The organism is Hahella ganghwensis DSM 17046, assembly GCF_000376785.1.
GTDB lineage: Bacteria > Pseudomonadota > Gammaproteobacteria > Pseudomonadales > Oleiphilaceae > Hahella > Hahella ganghwensis.
The window spans coordinates 88,189-104,864 of sequence record NZ_AQXX01000140.1; the positions used below are offsets into that span (position 1 = coordinate 88,189).

Consider the following 16,676-nt stretch of genomic DNA (forward strand, 5'->3'; position numbering starts at 1 on the left):
TATGGAAGGTGCGATGAACGTCTCGACGGCCAATGCCGTCTCACCGGATCAACCCATTCTTTCGGTCAAGGATCTGAAAGTGCACTTTGCTCTGGGAGGAGGTTTCTTTAACAAAGTTACCCGGCATGTGAAAGCCGTCGACGGCGTTTCCTTTGATCTGAAACCGGGAGAAACGCTGGGAATTGTTGGCGAGTCCGGCTGTGGGAAATCCACCTTGGGGAGAGCTGTCCTGCAATTGATCACCCCTTCGGACGGTCAGGTGGTGTGGCTGGGTGACGATATCACCGGCCTGCCTCCCAAAACCATGCGGCCGCATCGTCAGAATATGCAGATTATCTTCCAGGACCCACTGGCGAGCCTGAATCCCCGAAGAACAATCGGCGACATCATTGCCGAACCACTCATGACGTTTCACCCCCATTTGAACAAGACGGAACGGAAAAAGAAAGTTCAGCAGATCATGGAAAAAGTCGGCCTGCTGCCACAGATGATCAACCGCTATCCTCATGAGTTCTCCGGCGGACAATGCCAGCGTATCGGTATTGCCCGTGCAATGATCCTGCAACCCAAGCTCATTGTTTGTGACGAACCGGTGTCTGCATTGGATGTCTCTATCCAGGCCCAGATTATCAACCTGCTGACAGAGCTGCAGAAAGAGTTTGGGATGTCTTTATTGTTCATTAGCCATGACCTCTCAGTGGTCAGGCACGTCAGTCATCGGGTTATGGTGCTCTATTTGGGGAAAATCATGGAGCTGGCAGACAAAGACGACATCTACCGCTCTCCCAAACACCCTTACACACAGGCGCTGATCTCGGCGGTTCCCATTCCTGACCCGGATCTGGAACGAAACAAGAGCAGCATCGTACTGAAGGGTGACCTGCCCTCACCAATCAATCCTCCCTCCGGCTGTGTTTTCCGCACACGCTGTCCGTACGCCGATGAACAGTGCCGTGACATCGTTCCGGCATTAGAGGGAGTCTCATTCAGCAATGATGACGTCACACCCAGCCATGAAGTCGCCTGCATTAAATGGCAGAACCTCTAACTGGTTACAGAGGGCGCTTTACCGGCGCCCTCTTTTTCAAAACTGGGACGATTTAACTCTGTATCAAAACCCTTCCAGCACAATCTTCCCGCGGGACTGATTCGACTCCAACAGGGCATGCGCCCGTCTAAGGTTCTCCGCATTGATCCTGCCAAAGCGGTTGGCCACCGTTGTCCGTAGGAGCCCGGCATCCACCAGCTCCGCCACCGTCGACAATAACTGGTGTTGTTTGATCATATCCTCAGTCTGGTATAGAGAGCGGGTAAACATCAATTCCCAGTGCAGAGAAACGCTCTTCCGCTTGAGCGGCAGCGCATTCAATGTAGACGGGTCGTCAATGAGCCCAAATTTACCCTGAGGGGCAATGGACTCAATGATCGCCTCGAAATGCTGATCCGTCTGATTCAGCGACACGATGTAATTAACCGTCTCATGTCCGATCGCCTTGAGCTGTGGAGCAAACGGCTGGGTATGGTCGATCACATGATGGGCGCCCAATTCCAACAACCAGTCGCGGCTTTCTTCCCTCGATGCAGTGCCGATCACCGTTACAGAGGTAAGTTGCCTGGCCAATTGTGTCATGATGGACCCCACACCACCTGCCGCACCGATAATCAACAGACTTTCACCGGCAGAATTTCCACCGGCCTTCTTCTGCTGATTCGACCAATTGTCGTCTTGCCCCAATTGCAGTCGGTCAAACAACATCTCCCAGGCGGTAATCGCCGTCAGCGGCAGAGCTGCTGCTTCATCAAAACCGATCGAGTCCGGCATTTTTCCCACAATGCGTTCGTCCACCAACTGGAACTCCGCATTGCTGCCAGGTCTTGAAATGTCACCAGCATACCACACTTTGTCTCCGGGCTTAAACAGCGTGACATCAGGCCCCACAGCCTTGACCACGCCACTGGCGTCCCACCCCAGTACCTTCCATTCCCCCTCTGCAGGGGACACTCCCATGCGGATCTTGCTGTCCACTGGATTCACAGAGATAGCACGAACTTCGACCAGAAGGTCATGCCCGCTGGTCTCAGGCTCCGGTAATTCAATATCAAGCAATGACTCCGGATGGTCAACGGGATGAGCCTGTTGGTAAGCAATCGCTTTCATTTTTAGCCTCGTCAGTAAATATTCTGATAGTCGATAGAGTTTATGATTTCAAACGAATGTCTGGGCTTACACCGGTGTATAAGCCGGATAATCCGAGTACCCTTGTTCCGTGCCTCCGAACAGGGTGTTTCCATCAAATTCAGCCAGTGGCCAGCCATGGCGAATTCTTGCAGGAAAATCAGGGTTGGCGATGAACGGGCGACCAAAAGCCACAAGATCCGCCAGTCCACTTGAGAGAATATCCCGCGCTTTATCCTGATCATAACGGCCCGCCACAATCAGGGCGCCGTCGAACACCTGTCGGAGTTGATGACGAAACTCCAGTGGCACCTGAGGTGCGTCATCCCAATCCGCCTCAGAGAGATGCAGATAAGCAACAGAAAGCTGATTCAGACACTCGGCGGCATACTCAATGGTGTCGACAATTTCCGGGCAGTTCATTCCCCGCGCAGTGATATAAGGAGCCAGACGCACACCGACACGATCAGCCCCGACTTCCGACTGCACCGCCTCGGCCACTTCCATCAGAAACCGTACGCGGTTTTCGATACTACCGCCGTATTCGTCTATTCTGTGGTTGGAAGTGCTGCGCAGAAACTGATCGATGAGATAACCGTTAGCAGCATGAATCTCCACCCCGTCAAAACCGGCTTCCAACGCATTGCGAGCGGCCCTGCGATAATCCTCAACGACGTTCCGGATCTCTGGAACCGTCAAGGCTCTTGGCATGGAACAATCCAGCATTTGGCCGTTACCCTGTTCATCAGCGACCCAGACCTGGGCATCGGCTTTGAGCGCAGAAGGTGCTACAGGTGGCTCTCCATCAATGGAAAGAAGCGTGTGACATCCGCCCCACGTGCCAGAGCTGGAGAAATATTCTTCCACCGGCCTCATGGACAGCTCGGGTAACCAGTTTCCAGCCCTGAATCTGCTCCCTTGAATAAATACCCGGCGTAAAACTGTAACCCTGACCCTGCTGAGAAATCTGGGTCGCTTCGGTAATGATCAGGCCGGCACCAGCACGTTGGGCATAGTATTCAGCCATGGTTGCTGTAGGGATATTCCCCGGCTGGGCAGTCCGGCAACGGGTCATGGGTGCCATCAATATCCGATTGGGGAGGTGTACATCGTTTAAATGGTAGGTTTCAAAAAGTGTTGTCGTCATGATCACAGCTCCTTTAGCTGATCCAGAGATTCAAGAGGATCGTGAAGTTCCGCGGTATCGTTCATGGGAATATCCAGCTCTATCAGCAGACTGTCCGCCACGGGGATAAAGATCTGTATCTGCCTGTGTTCGGGAACACGCGCAATCTGGTGCGGAAGGCCAAGAGCCCTCACGATGGCAAGCACATCATCGAGACGGGCCTCTGAGCGAAAGGCGATATGATTTAGCCGGGCCGACTCGGATGGACCACTTTCCACCATATGGAGCACGGCATTGTTGCCCTGGTAGTACCACTCGCCCGGGAAGGGAAACGGTGGGCGATACCCGAGCTGCAACCCCAAAACCGCGGCCAGGTTTTCTGTCACCGGGTGGTTGGCGGGGGCCGTTACATTAATATGGTCGAAGACCCATGCCACGGGACTCCCCTGGGTAGAGTAGTATTCTGCGGCATGGCTACCGGGCCGGTCGGCAGACTCTTTCATCGTCAGATTATTCATCGCTCAGTCAGTGATTAAGTGGATTTAAAGATTGTGATCAGAGTATTTCACTGATAAATTTTGAAAAACCACCTAGATAGAGAATCTATTTCAAATATTATTTGAATATGCGAGCGCTTTTTATTTATGAGAGCACTACAAGACCTGACCATTTTTAGAAAGACCGCCCAGCTAGGCAGTCTTTCGGCGTGCGCCAGACAACTGGATCTGACCCCCGCCGCTGCCAGCGCCGCTGTCAAAAGACTGGAAGCCGAGATCGGGGTAGCCCTCTTTATCCGCTCTACCCGACATCTGAGACTGACCCAGGAAGGGGAGATATTTCTCAAACACTGTCAGGAGGCTCTGCAGATTCTCGAAGAAGGTACTCAGGCATTAACCCATGGCATTGCTGTCGTCAGGGGAACCTTACAGTTATCTGCTCCCTCAGATCTGGGCAGAAACATGCTGGTGGAATGGCTTGATGCCTTTCAGGAACGTCATCAGGATGTCCAGGTGAGACTAAGACTTACCGACCGTATTGCCGATATATACAGCCAGCCTGTGGATCTGGCATTGCGTTATGGCGAGCCGCCCCTGTCCAATCTGGTGGCCTTACCCGTTGCCCCGGGGAACCGGCGTATACTCTGTGCATCACCGGGTTACCTGAAACGACACGGGACCCCATCCAGCCCGGAGGAGCTTCGGGACCATAACTGTTTGTGTTATATGCTGAGTGAATACACCTACAACCGCTGGAGATTCTTCAGGGATGGACGGGAATGTACCGCAGAGGTCAAGGGAAACCGGGTATCGGATGATGGCGATGTCGTCCGGCGCTGGGCATTGGAAGGCCGGGGAATTGCCTACAAATCCGCTCTGGATGTGGCCAGAGATCTTGGTTCAGGAAAACTTGTGGCAATTTGCACGGACTGGGCCGGCGAAGCCTCTCCCCTGAATCTCATCTGCGCTGACAGACGCCAGTTAAATCCAGCCGTGCGGGCTCTGCATCAGACATTGATAAAACAATGCCGCCAGTTATACAGGAAAAATGCCCTGACACACCTGGACCGCCGCTGATGAACGCGGCTCACACCACCCATTCCACGCCTTCTGATTCGGACTGCTCAAACGCACATAGATTGTTAATCGTTATTTCAGCAATAGCGGATAAAGCTTCCTGAGTGAAGAAGGCTTGATGCCCGGTAACTACAACGTTAGGAAATGTGAGCAGACGGGCGAAGACATCATCCTGTAACAGTACATTGGAGTAGTCCTCAAAGAATAATTCTGCCTCTTCTTCATAAACGTCCAGGCCCAGATAGCCGATCTGTTCAGACTTCAGACCATCAATCACCGCAGGCGTATCAATCAGACCACCACGGCTGGTATTGATAATCATGACCCCCGGCTTCATCATTTGGATCGTCTCGGCATTGATCAAATGATGTGTTTGCGGCAACAAGGGACAGTGCAGACTGATGATATCCGCTTCACGAAGCAGCAGCTCCTGATCCACGTAGCGGGCAAAACCCTGCAAATCAGGATTTTCAACAGGATCACTCGCCAGCACCTGACATCCAAAACCAGACATGATACGGGCAAAAGCCACACCGATTTTTCCAGTACCGACAACACCGACCGTTTTACCATGCAGGTCAAACCCCAATAGTCCGCTCAGCGAATAATCATTCTCACGAACCCGGTTGTATGCCCGATGAATATTCCGGTTCAGATCCAGAATCAATGCAACGGCATGCTCTGCTACCGCATAGGGAGAATACTCAGGGACTCTTGCCACTCGTATCCCGAATTTTCTGGCCGCCTCAAGATCCACATTGTTATAACCGGCACACCGCATGGCGATCATCCTGACTCCTGCCTCACCCAGTGTCCTAACGGTTTCAGCATTGAGAGTATCATTCACAAAGCAACATACTGCATCGAATCCTTTGGCCAGAATAGCCGTCTGTGGGTTCAGATGAGCCTCGAAATAGGTCAATTCGTGCTGTCCCTGATTAGCGGGATTCAGGTGTTCCTGATCATATGGTTTGGCAGAAAAGATAGCGACTTTCACGGTACTCCCCTTATCTGATAATCCGGTATAACGCTTTGATCATTCAATATAATCATTTGTCGCGTATAAAGATCCTGTCGGGCCTATTATACGCCATAGTTTGTCTCGCCCAGGAATTCTTCTGGGCCTAGCATTGCTATTGATATCCAGTCAAGTACTTGGGGGTCATCCAAACGTTTAGCCGAAACACCTTAATCGTTTCCCCTTATTGTACGGAATTCTCAATGCCGTAAGATCAATACGCATATAACGGCGATCTTATATGACCGCCGATTCAGCCATAAATAAGGAGCACCCTATGGCAATCTACATGAATTACAACCAGTTGAAAGTTAAAGGTAATGTCACCGCAGAAGGTTATAAGGACTGGATCCGGCTGGACACTTTCAACTTCGGCTCAGGTCGCCATATCACCATGGAAGCAGGTCATATGTCTAACCGGGAGGCTACTCGGCCTTCATTGAGCACAGTTGCAATCCAGAAAATGATGGATTCTGCTTCTTCCGGCCTGTTCAAGGAATCCGTGACTGGAGATGCTGGCGTCAAAGTCGTCATTGATGTTGTCAGAACCGCTGCCGATAAAATCGAAAAATTCGTCAGCTACGAACTTGAAGATGTCATTATCAGCAGCTATTCCGTCAGCGCTGGCGCAGACTCTGCTCCCACTGAAGCACTATCTTTGAGTTATTCAAAAATCACGATGAGTTACACAGCTGCAGATCGAGCCAACAAAGGCGCCTCACCGGAGCGTGTTGGTTACGATTTGGAAGCGGGCAAAAAGCTTTAAATTTCAGGTTATCCATCTGGCGATTGCGCTCCTTAGGGAGCGCCCTTTTTCTCGTATTCTGGTCATCACACAGTAACCCTTCCGGTATCTTCCCCACTCCAGGTTCATCACCTGCGATCAAACTCCTTCCATAAAAGCTCAAATCTCTCCATGAAGTCATTGATCAGACTCAGATCGTCCGTCACCACAATGTTCTCCTGATTGCGAGTCGTCGCACTACGTGTCCAGTTAAAACTACCGTTAATCAAAAAGGCCCCGTCAACAACACAGAACTTGTGATGCATATGGTCCGGTGTGTTATCGACCCTCACCGCCACACCATGACGCTGAAGCATGGTGATGTCACTGCCGGTGTCGTCTCTTTTGTCATTGTCACTGATGATTCTGACAGTCACACCCCGATCATGGGCTTTCTGTATCGCCTCAGCAATATCATTGTCTGAGATGGTGAACACACAGATATTGATATGGCGCCGGGCACCGTTCAGATGAGAAATGATTTGCCTGCGGCAGTCCTCTCCCGGGCTGAACCAGGCAGAGCTAGTGGATTGCCGGGCTTTGAACGTCGCATCAAAAAGCTTTACACACCGCTCGAGCCAGCGCAGATGCTCCATGGCACCAGCAGGCTGTTCTACCAACCTTGCTCTGGCATGGTCGAAAAGGCGGTTTCTCAGGTAACTGATATCCTCATTTGGCAGATTGCCCAGCGCTGTTCGTAGAGTCTTGGATTCCTCTTTGCTCAGATAGTCATCCGCCACATACCCAATGAGTTGTTTTTCCAGCTTACGGGTCGTTGGAAGCATCGTTGTTCCTTATGCCATGACGCTGTGAGTTTCGAGACATTCCCACATACCCACAACAAGAATTAAAACTTCAGGTAGACACCAGCCACGCGCCAAGTCTCAGATTCTAATCGGGGCTCAGGCTGAAATTATATCCGGACCAGTCTGATTGGTGGAATCGACCATAGCTTGCGATAGGAAACTTATCCCACTCATGGTTTCTGAGAATTCGGAACGCTTCTGTATCGGGTTGAATAATATCGAAAAGGGATTGCTGCAACACCGTATTATCAGCCAGTCCGTCATATCCGTGATGGTAATCATGGGCTAGCAGCAGTGCCCAGCCTCCTGCCGTGAAATGGCCCGCACCCAGCGCTGCGATTATACCCTTGTCCAGATAATCAAGAACCTTTTCAGAACTGTTCACCGTCCCGATGAAGACATCCTTGCCGGGAACCAACCCAAACTCATCCAAAGCAATAATGGACCCGAAGGCCATGTGATCATTGGCCGTCCAGATGCCATTGACATCAACCGATCTTTTCAGCAAAGCCCGCACAAGATCTGTTGCTTTCAGCTCATTCCATTCACCATAGACCACATTGACGAGTTCGATATCCGGATGCTCGCTGACATAAAGACGCATCCCCTTTTCACGTTGTATGGAAGCTAATGTCAACCTGTCTCCGGATATGGCAAACCACTTGAATACTTTTCTATTCGGATCTGCAGTCCGCATCGCGTGATGCATCTTCCTGGCAACCTGATAGCCTACCCATTGATTGTCAGGTACCAGTGACCCCAACCAATGGACAAATTGCTGTCTGGGCTCACCAAAAACCTTTTTCTGATCATCAGACAAATCATTCAGTATCAGCAGGGTGGGAACTTCCTTCCTGGATGTCAGTTCCAACAACCTTGGGCCGGTATTTTTCTCGTTAACCAGTATGATGAAGTCCTGAGACTCCCTGGACCTTCCTATTTGTTCACCCATCTCAAGTGTACGAAAAACATCCCGGTTTCCATGCATAATCGTCAGATTGATATTCAACTGACGGGCCGCTGCTATCATGAAGGCATCGACATCTCCCCAAAAGGATTCAGCGGCCCACCCTGGATTCAGGAAGGTGACATGAATGGTCTCATGATGGGCATTAGTGGGAAGGCATATCCCTAAGGTCAACCATAACAGGCAAATTCGCAGATATCGGTATTTCACTCTTCCAACAGACTTCCAGGAAAGTTTTTATTTACTAATTACAGCCTATATGCCGAATAAGTCCACTTTTTGGATCGGGTTCATCCAGGTAAAAAGGCGTTAGGACCGGACCATAACGCCTTTAAATTTCGTAGGAAGTTAGACAGCGTCCTCAGAGAAGGCTATAAAGATTATTATTATCAATACTTTACCACACAGGCAATGAGTTACCAGGTACAAATTGTATCCGGTTCGTAGTAAACCCCACTGATCCCGGCGTAATCCGACAACACATTGTCGTAGGAATCATTTCCGCAGACATTGGACTGGGGAGAGGCCATCACTTTTACCGCAGCATGACCGTTGTCAAAGAAGACATTACCGTAGATGTCATTCTCGACACCATATTGATTCCCGTTGACCATATGTCCCCCAACCCGGATGCCCGCGCCATTGTTGGCAAAACTGATGTTATTGCGCACTACATTGTAATCGCCCTGAACATTAAATCCCCCTGAATTGGGGTCTTTCTGTCCAGTACAGATATTATGTTCTACCAGGTTATAGACAGAGCCATCCTTGATATCAACACACTCATTTCCATTGGTTAGGAAGCTGTTGTCGTGAATCCAGATGTGGTGAGTGCGATCAGGGTCCGACGTCAGGTTTTTCCCGTTGGCCCATTGATCGGGAGCGGTACCGATGTAGATGGCTTCACCATTCTTGCTGCCCTCATTGAACTGAAAATCAAGCACCCCACAGTTGTAGAAGGAGTTGCCGAATATTTCTGCTTCGGAGACGAAGTAACGCATTCTGAGGCACTCTCCGGCGGCATTGCGTAACCGCATGGCCCTGATCACTACGCCTCTGGGACCGGACATCAGTTCCATACCCTGAACCCAGATGAGTGATCCCCGATAGCTTTCAGGAGTCTCTTCTTCTGCAAACTTACCATCAATGGTAAAGCCGCGCAGGTGGATAAAGTCGTGATGAATCTCAACAACATGAGCATCAAACTCACCATGCAGCTGGGCCTCTTTGGAACCGTAGATCAGAATGGGTCGATCGGCCTCACCATCACGAACCGTTCTGACGTCCTGATAATAGTGCCCATCATGAAGGAAAATCCGCTCGCCAGGCTGAGCAAGTTCCAGTGCCACATTGATGGTCTTCATGGGTTCGCTTTCAGTACCGGAATTGACATCATCTCCGTCTGGAGAAGCATGGTAAGTGCGCACATTCGGATAGGGAAAGTTTTCGTAGGAATTATCAAAGTACGCCTGAGACAGAGACGTCTGCAAAACACTTAAAACCAACACCAGAAAAACAGATAGAGTTCTCAATTTCACATCCCTCGCTATATCGCTGTCATTAACAGAACTGGATATCCGGGATTCGGAAAAGTCAGATACTACGGCGCATTACAGCCAGGTCTCAGAAATCCATTGGCCGCAAGATTAGTGAAATATGATTCTTTTCTGGGTAATAAATTGTACACAATTCGTACAACTCTATGACGGGCTGTTTGCTTTCTTAACCCCTTGTTAACCCCCCGTTTATCTATTCTGTCCCCTGATTTGGAAGGAGTAGATAACGATGGGCCATTCTGGTCGCATAAGTCCGTTAGTCATTGTTTTAGGTTGTCTGGTATTGACCGGCTGTGTCGGTATGGCGACGAACGAGCGCAGCCAATTGGCCACTGAGGCCAATGCGTCAGTGACTGAGTGGGAATATGAGCAAACAACCGCAAGCTATGTCACTCAGCTTAACGAAATGATCAGTATTCCAGAGCTGGACGCTCTGCTGTCAAAAGCTCTTGAAAACAACCCGGGGCTGCGACAAACCGCTCTGGCACTGGATATCGCCCAACGCCAGTACGACCTCACCTCTGGCAGCCGCCAGCCGTCGTTGACAGCCTCACTCAGTGATACACGGCAGGACAAACCAGAAGACGTATTCAGTGCCGGCCTCAGCGTTAGTTGGGAGCTTGATCTCTGGCACAAGCTATCGGATCAGACTCAGGCAGCCGCTATGGATGTTGTCGCCACAAAGGCCATTTATCAGGCTGCTGAAGATTCACTGGCGGCCAGCTTGATGCGTAACTGGCTGCAGATTTCTTTATATAAGCAGCTGGTAACCATCGAAACTGATCGTTTAAAAACGTTAGAACGCAACCAACAGTTGGTAACCCAACGTTACCGTAGCGGTCTTGGGGATCTGGAAGAACTGGATAATGCTCGTACCAGCAGTGCTTCTACCCGCGCCACCATTGCCGAATACCAGGAACTGCTCGCCCAGAGTATTCGTAACCTGAAACAGCAAGTGGGTCTGCTTTCCTCAAACGACAATGAAAGTCTGACAGACATGATCGATGCCCTCGCCACGTCGACAACAAACGACTTTCCTGAGGTATTACTTCCCCTGTCTGCAATACCGGAACAGGATCTGGCTCGTCGTCCGGACCTTCAGGAGGCTTATGCCAATATCCAGGCGGCCCAGTATCGTTCCAAAGTGGCCTACAAAGAGCTGCTACCCAGTATCAACCTGTCTGCCTCTCTAACAAACTCCGGCAGCTCCATCAACGATGTTCTGACCGGCAGCCCTGCCTGGACCCTGCTCGGACAAGTGACCGCGCCACTCTACAAAGGCGGACAACTAAGAGCTGAAGCGGACATCGCTGAGCTGGAAGCAGAACAGGCCTACTGGTCTTATCAGGAGACTCTGCTTGCTGCAGTGAAGGAGGTAAACGATGCGCTCGGACAGGAACGTTCTCTACAGCAACAGCAGCAACATATCCGGGAAGCGCTGGTGAGTGCCCAGCGCAGTGCAGACCACTATCAGTCCAAGTATCGTCAGGGTTTGGTCGACATTATCGATCTTCTTTCCGTGCAGCAACAGACATTCGATCTGCAGGCACAGTTGATTCAAAACACGTTTAACCGCCTGGCCAACCGCATCGACCTGGGGTTGGCATTGGGTCTTGAGGTAGCTTCATGAAATCCACCGCCGCAACATTCATCATCACCACCATTGCCGTCATCAGCATTCCGGCGGCTATTGCCTTCAACAGCACCCAAATGCAGGAAACGACCATCAATCAACCCGCTGAGACCCAGACTCAGTATCCCCAGGTTGCGGTCGTCCATGTTAACCAGGACAACTACCAAGCCCACGTCAGAGGTTACGGCGAAGCGAAACCTCAGTATGAACTTTCCCTGACGGCAGAAGTAAGTGGCCATATTCTCAGCATGGCGAAGAATTTTGCCACCGGACTACACGTCAGCCGGGGTGATGTATTGGTCAGCCTGGATACCAGCAACTACGAACAGGCAGTGGCCAGTGCAGAAGCCAATCTGGCAGACGCCCGCCTGGCTTTACTTGAAGAGGAACGCCAGGGGGAGCAGGCTCGTCTGGAATGGAAGGAGTCAGGCCTGAACGGAGATCCCGATTCTCCTCTGGTACTGAGAGAACCCCAACGCCAGGCTGCAGAGGCATCGGTCGCCCTGGCAGAGAAAGAGTTACTGGTAGCCCGCAGAGACCTGGACAAAACCCGCATCAAGGCCCCATTTGATGCTGTTGTCGTCAGTAGGAACGTTCAGCCCGGAAGCTATGTCCAGACGGGCACGCAGATCGGTATGCTCTACAGCACGAACCGGGTGGAAGTTCAGATTCCCCTGTCTGCCTCACAATGGGGGAAACTTCCCTTAGGCCAGATCTCTGAATCACCGAACTGGCCAGTCACTCTTACCAGTTCAGACGGCAAGGCCTCCTGGCAAGGCAAGGTCACCCGGGTTCAACAACATATATCCAGCAGCGACCGCCAGAGATCTCTGATCATTACAGTGGAGAATCCGCTGCAACAAACTCCGGCCCTGTTTCCCGGCACCTTTGTGGAAGCTCGGATTACAGGTGCCAGCCAGGACAATCTATGGCAAATACCGGCGTCTGCCGTTACCCAGGAGAACAGCGTCTGGTATGTCGACAACCAGAATCAATTACAGAAATTTGCCGCCAACACGGTGTTCTCGCAGGGCCAATATACCTACGTGACCCCACCGCAGGGATTGCAACAGGCAAATATTGTGATTCGCCCCCTGAATACTTATCTGACCGGCATGGTCGTTGAACCGACAACAGAGGGATAAGGTTGATGCAATCGACTGAGCGCGGAATCATTCAATGGTTTGCCACCAACCCAGTGGCGGCCAATCTGTTACTTATTACGACGATCGTACTGGGTCTGCTGTCACTGAGCGAACTGCGCAAGGAAGCCTTTCCCAGCATGGATCCTGACTCGATTTCAGTATCCGTTTCCTACGACGGAGGCGATGCCAAACAGGCTGAGGAAGGTATTGCACTGAAAGTTGAAGAGGCACTGGAAACCGTGCCGGGCATCAAACGCATCACCTCGACCTCCAATGCCAGTGGCAGCACCATCAGTATCGAAAAAACCAGTGAATGGGATCTTGATGAACTTCTGGCTGACGTCAAAACTCAGGTCGATGCAATCAACAACCTTCCCTCTGAGGCGGATAACCCTGTTATTGAAAAATCGCGGCGCCAGGATCATGCCATCTGGGTACAGCTTTATGGGGACACTGACAGAGGCACATTGCAGGCGCTCGCAGACCGCCTGAAATCGGATCTGTTGGCAAAATCAGCCATCAGCGATCTGGCGGTGTCAGGAAAAGCCGACCCCATGCTGTCGATCGAAATAGACGAAGCCCGTCTTCAGGCTTACGGATTAAGTATCAGCGACATTGCAGGCGTGATCAACAACGAGTCCTCGTCGGCATTGAGCACCAGTCTTCGCAACAGTGAAAAAACCGTACGTCTGAAAGCTTCCGAGCAGGCTTCATCCACCCAGGAGTTTGCCAATATACCGCTACTGACCACCGCAGACGGTGCGGTCATCAGAATCGGAGATGTCGCGATGGTCGCGGACAGCTTTGAGGATGACACTTTCGTATTGTCCCGTTACAACCAGCAGAATGCGGTCGGTATCCAGATTCTCATGGACGAAAACGGAGACGTTACCAACATCGTCGAACAGACCCAACAGGTCGTGGAATCCTGGAAGGCCAGTGGCTCTCTGCCAGCGAATGTGGCGCTGGAAACCTGGTATGATAAGAGTACGCTGATCAAGGATCGACTGACCCTGCTGACCAAAAACGCGATGACCGGCATCGCCATGGTGTTTATCGTTCTCGCCCTGTTTCTCAATCTCCGAGTAGCTTTCTGGGTGGCAGCAGGCCTGCCGTTTGTGTTCTTCGGAACGCTTTATTTCATGACGGATAACTTCACCGGCCTCACCATTAACGAGATGACCACGTTCGGGTTTATCATGGCCCTGGGCATCGTCGTGGATGATGCAGTGGTAGTGGGCGAAAGTATCTACACCACACGTAAAACCGAGGGAGATACGCTGAACAACACCGTCAAAGGTACTATGAAAGTTGCGGTTCCCACCATCTTTGGTGTTCTCACCACGGTGGCGGCCTTTATGTCCCTCTCTAATGTCTCCGGTAATCTGGGGAAAATTTATGCCCAGTTCGCCACCATTGTGGCTATCTGCCTGTTGCTTTCTGTTGTGGAGTCCAAGCTGATTCTGCCTGCTCACCTGGCACATCTGGATACTCATCGTACACCCGGACGCGGTTGGAAGGGTCTTTGGAGTCGCATACAACATGGTGCCGACGCCGGTTTGCAATGGTTTAATCAACATGCCTATCAGCCCTTTATTCGCCTGGCGTTGCGTTTTCGCTATGCAGTGATTCCCCTGTTTCTTGCTATGGCGATACTGGTGGTGGGGCTGCCTTTAAGCGGTAACGTTCGCATTTCCTTCTTCCCGGGTATCACCGGCGATGTGGTTGCCGCCAATATTGCCATGGAACCGGATGCCAGCTTTGGTCAGACAGAAAAAGCCCTGCTGCAACTGGAACAGCAAGCTCTCAAGATCGACCAGGAGCTTTTGCTGCAAAGTGGCACCAGTCAGGCTGACACTGAAAGCGGTATCAAGAGTCTGCAAGTAGTCGCTGCCAATGATCTTGAAGGAAGAGTACGAGTACAGCTTCATGAAGACACCCCCTATTCCATCAGCGAATCCGGCAAACTCTGGGAACAGAAGGCCGGATTACTTGAAGGCGTGCGCAAGCTCAACATACTTTCCACTATGGCCATGGTGGATAACCTGCGAGTGGAACTGAAAGCCTGGAACGAAGATTCCGTCATCGCTGCTGGCGAGCAACTGAAATCCGCTCTCAGCCAGATATCCGGTGTTAGCGGTATCGATGACAATCTGAGTTCAGGGCAACCGCAATACCGTTTCCAACTCACAGAACAGGGGCGAGCCCTTGGACTGGACACCGCCACTCTCTCGCGCCAGTTGCTACAGGCATTCGGAGGAGAAAGTGTACAACGCTTCCAGCGTGACAAAGACGAAGTCACCGTTCGCATCCGGTACCCGGAGTCCCAACGCCAGACCTATGCGGATATTGAACAGGCCAGCGTCAGAACCAGTTCCGGTCAAGTGCTGCCGTTAAGCGCAGTGGCTGACGTGATTCAGGAGTATCAACAAAAGGAGATTACTCGGATAGATGGTTTGCGGGCAGTGACGATCAGCGCCTCCGTGGATAAGGATCAGATCTCCTCTAACGAGCTGGTCAGCCAGCTTCAAGCGGAGCTTGTTCCACAACTGAAGAGACAATACCCGGACCTGGATATTCATTTTGGCGGTGAGGCAGAGGAACAGGCGGAAACCACCAGTTCCATGACCAGCATGTTCCTTATCACGCTGTTGGTCATCTATGCACTGCTGGCTATTCCATTGAAATCCTATGTGCAACCGCTTCTGATCATGACCGCCATACCATTTGGGATTGTCGGCGCGATCCTGGGCCACTGGCTGAATGATCTGACCATCAGTATTCTATCCTTAAATGGGGTACTGGCACTGAGTGGTGTTGTGGTCAACGATAGCTTGCTGTTGGTATCGAGCTTCAACAATCTTACTCGGAAGAATGAGCTTGAGGGTACCAATACGGACATACAGGATATTGTTATCGATGCCTGCAGCGGACGCCTGCGAGCAGTTCTGCTAACCTCTATCACGACATTCGCCGGACTGGCACCTCTATTGGGAGAAACTTCCATGCAGGCCCAGTTCCTGATACCGGCTGCCGCCTCATTAGGGTATGGCATCCTGTTCGCCACCTTGATTACACTGGTACTCATCCCGGTTCTATTGATGATCAGGGAAGACCGGAGAAAACTACCCCAACGTCTGTGGTCAAAATTCCGGACGGGTCAAGAAGAGGTGAGTAGCACATGTTAACCGATAGCCAACTGGATGTACTCCTGGTAGAGGATGATCTGGATCTTGCTGCCACCATTGTGGATTACCTGGAACTGGAATCGATTCTCTGTGACCACGCCGCCAACGGTGTGGCAGGCCTTTCCCTGATCCGCCAAAACCGCTACCAGGCCATTATCCTGGATATCAATCTGCCGCGTATGAATGGCCTCTCAGTGTGCGAAGCCATGCGCACTGAGGGCATTGATACACCGGTGATCATGCTCACTGCCAGAGACAGTCTCGACGATAAACTGGAAGGCTTTGGTTCCGGGGCGGACGATTATCTGGTGAAACCCTTTGCCATGGAGGAGCTGGTGGTCCGGGTCCGTACGCTGTCAAAGCGCCGTAGTGGTCAGGTCAACAGATTTCAGGTGGCAGACCTTGAAGTCGACCTTCAGCACAAACAGGCCCGGCGTGGGGAGAGAACACTAAAACTTTCCCCCATCGCCTTTCGCATATTGGAAGTCCTGGCCAGATCAAGCCCGAACCCTGTCAGCCGGGAACAATTGGTACAGTCGGTCTGGGGTGAGGATCCCCCCGACAGTAACAGCCTGAAAGTTCACATGCATCACTTGAGAAAACAGGTCGACGACAATACCTCTGCCAACCTGATTCATACCATCAGCAGCGTGGGCTTTGCGCTGAAAGACCCGACGACCACATCCAGTTCCGGTGAATAGAG

15 protein-coding genes are annotated in these 16,676 nt (G+C 51.4%); 7 read left to right on the forward strand and 8 right to left on the reverse strand.

Going from position 1 to position 16,676, the window contains the following annotated elements:
- The first annotated feature begins 1 nt into the window (after position 1).
- Complete coding sequence (locus F566_RS0127110) at positions 2–1,048, forward strand: ABC transporter ATP-binding protein (protein WP_020410192.1); 1,047 nt, start codon at positions 2–4, stop codon at positions 1,046–1,048.
- A 63-nt stretch (positions 1,049–1,111) separates the two neighbouring features.
- On the opposite strand, the gene F566_RS0127115 is transcribed toward F566_RS0127110, so the two are convergent.
- The 4 genes from F566_RS0127115 to F566_RS34265 form a co-directional block, all read right to left on the reverse strand.
- Positions 1,112–2,158: a zinc-binding alcohol dehydrogenase family protein gene (locus tag F566_RS0127115; protein WP_020410193.1), complete on the reverse strand. Its 1,047-nt coding sequence runs from the start codon at positions 2,156–2,158 to the stop codon at positions 1,112–1,114.
- Between the two features lie 66 nt (positions 2,159–2,224).
- The gene (locus F566_RS35020) at positions 2,225–3,043 is read right to left on the reverse strand and encodes an oxidoreductase (RefSeq protein WP_342662577.1); all 819 of its coding nucleotides are present in this window, start codon (positions 3,041–3,043) and stop codon (positions 2,225–2,227) included.
- Positions 2,982–3,323 carry an oxidoreductase gene (locus tag F566_RS38090; RefSeq protein WP_342662578.1) on the reverse strand — a complete coding sequence of 114 codons (342 nt, stop codon included), beginning with the start codon at positions 3,321–3,323 and terminating at the stop codon, positions 2,982–2,984. Before F566_RS38090 ends, F566_RS35020 begins: the two co-directional genes overlap by 62 nt.
- Positions 3,324–3,325: 2 nt before the next feature.
- Entirely contained in the window at positions 3,326–3,820 is a 495-nt protein-coding gene (locus F566_RS34265; RefSeq protein WP_020410194.1) for a VOC family protein, read from the reverse strand.
- A 126-nt stretch (positions 3,821–3,946) separates the two neighbouring features.
- On the opposite strand from F566_RS34265, the gene F566_RS34270 reads away from it, so the two are divergent.
- Positions 3,947–4,876 (forward strand): LysR family transcriptional regulator, encoded by a 930-nt coding sequence (locus F566_RS34270; protein WP_020410195.1) that lies wholly within the window; start codon positions 3,947–3,949, stop codon positions 4,874–4,876.
- A gap of 10 nt (positions 4,877–4,886) precedes the next feature.
- Here F566_RS34270 and F566_RS0127135 read toward each other — a convergent pair whose 3' ends face one another.
- Complete coding sequence (locus tag F566_RS0127135) at positions 4,887–5,873, reverse strand: 2-hydroxyacid dehydrogenase (RefSeq protein ID WP_020410196.1); 987 nt, start codon at positions 5,871–5,873, stop codon at positions 4,887–4,889.
- Between the two features lie 298 nt (positions 5,874–6,171).
- Between F566_RS0127135 and F566_RS0127140 the strand changes: the two genes are divergently transcribed.
- Positions 6,172–6,660: an Hcp family type VI secretion system effector gene (locus F566_RS0127140; RefSeq protein WP_020410197.1), complete on the forward strand. Its 489-nt coding sequence runs from the start codon at positions 6,172–6,174 to the stop codon at positions 6,658–6,660.
- A gap of 107 nt (positions 6,661–6,767) precedes the next feature.
- On the opposite strand, the gene F566_RS0127145 is transcribed toward F566_RS0127140, so the two are convergent.
- The 3 genes from F566_RS0127145 to F566_RS34275 all read right to left on the reverse strand — a co-directional run bounded on the left by F566_RS0127145 (position 6,768) and on the right by F566_RS34275 (position 9,983).
- Positions 6,768–7,463: a phospholipase D-like domain-containing protein gene (locus tag F566_RS0127145; RefSeq protein ID WP_020410198.1), complete on the reverse strand. Its 696-nt coding sequence runs from the start codon at positions 7,461–7,463 to the stop codon at positions 6,768–6,770.
- Positions 7,464–7,569: 106 nt separating this feature from the next.
- Positions 7,570–8,661, reverse strand: coding sequence for an ABC transporter substrate-binding protein (locus F566_RS0127150; RefSeq protein ID WP_020410199.1), 1,092 nt, complete (start codon positions 8,659–8,661; stop codon positions 7,570–7,572).
- A 206-nt stretch (positions 8,662–8,867) separates the two neighbouring features.
- On the reverse strand, positions 8,868–9,983 hold the full coding sequence (locus tag F566_RS34275) for a DUF1565 domain-containing protein (RefSeq protein WP_020410200.1): 1,116 nt from the start codon (positions 9,981–9,983) through the stop codon (positions 8,868–8,870).
- Positions 9,984–10,236: 253 nt separating this feature from the next.
- Between F566_RS34275 and F566_RS0127160 the strand changes: the two genes are divergently transcribed.
- Genes F566_RS0127160 through F566_RS0127175 form a run of 4 tightly spaced genes read left to right on the forward strand, consistent with a single transcriptional unit; the run spans position 10,237 to position 16,674 of the window.
- Positions 10,237–11,637, forward strand: coding sequence for a TolC family protein (locus tag F566_RS0127160; RefSeq protein ID WP_020410201.1), 1,401 nt, complete (start codon positions 10,237–10,239; stop codon positions 11,635–11,637).
- Positions 11,634–12,785, forward strand: a complete 1,152-nt coding sequence (locus tag F566_RS0127165; RefSeq protein ID WP_020410202.1) for an efflux RND transporter periplasmic adaptor subunit — start codon at positions 11,634–11,636, stop codon at positions 12,783–12,785. Before F566_RS0127160 ends, F566_RS0127165 begins: the two co-directional genes overlap by 4 nt.
- Positions 12,786–12,790: 5 nt before the next feature.
- Positions 12,791–15,973: an efflux RND transporter permease subunit gene (locus F566_RS0127170; RefSeq protein ID WP_020410203.1), complete on the forward strand. Its 3,183-nt coding sequence runs from the start codon at positions 12,791–12,793 to the stop codon at positions 15,971–15,973.
- Positions 15,967–16,674 carry a response regulator transcription factor gene (locus tag F566_RS0127175; protein ID WP_020410204.1) on the forward strand — a complete coding sequence of 236 codons (708 nt, stop codon included), beginning with the start codon at positions 15,967–15,969 and terminating at the stop codon, positions 16,672–16,674. The genes F566_RS0127170 and F566_RS0127175 overlap by 7 nt, the downstream gene beginning before the upstream one ends.
- Positions 16,675–16,676: the final 2 nt, after the last annotated feature.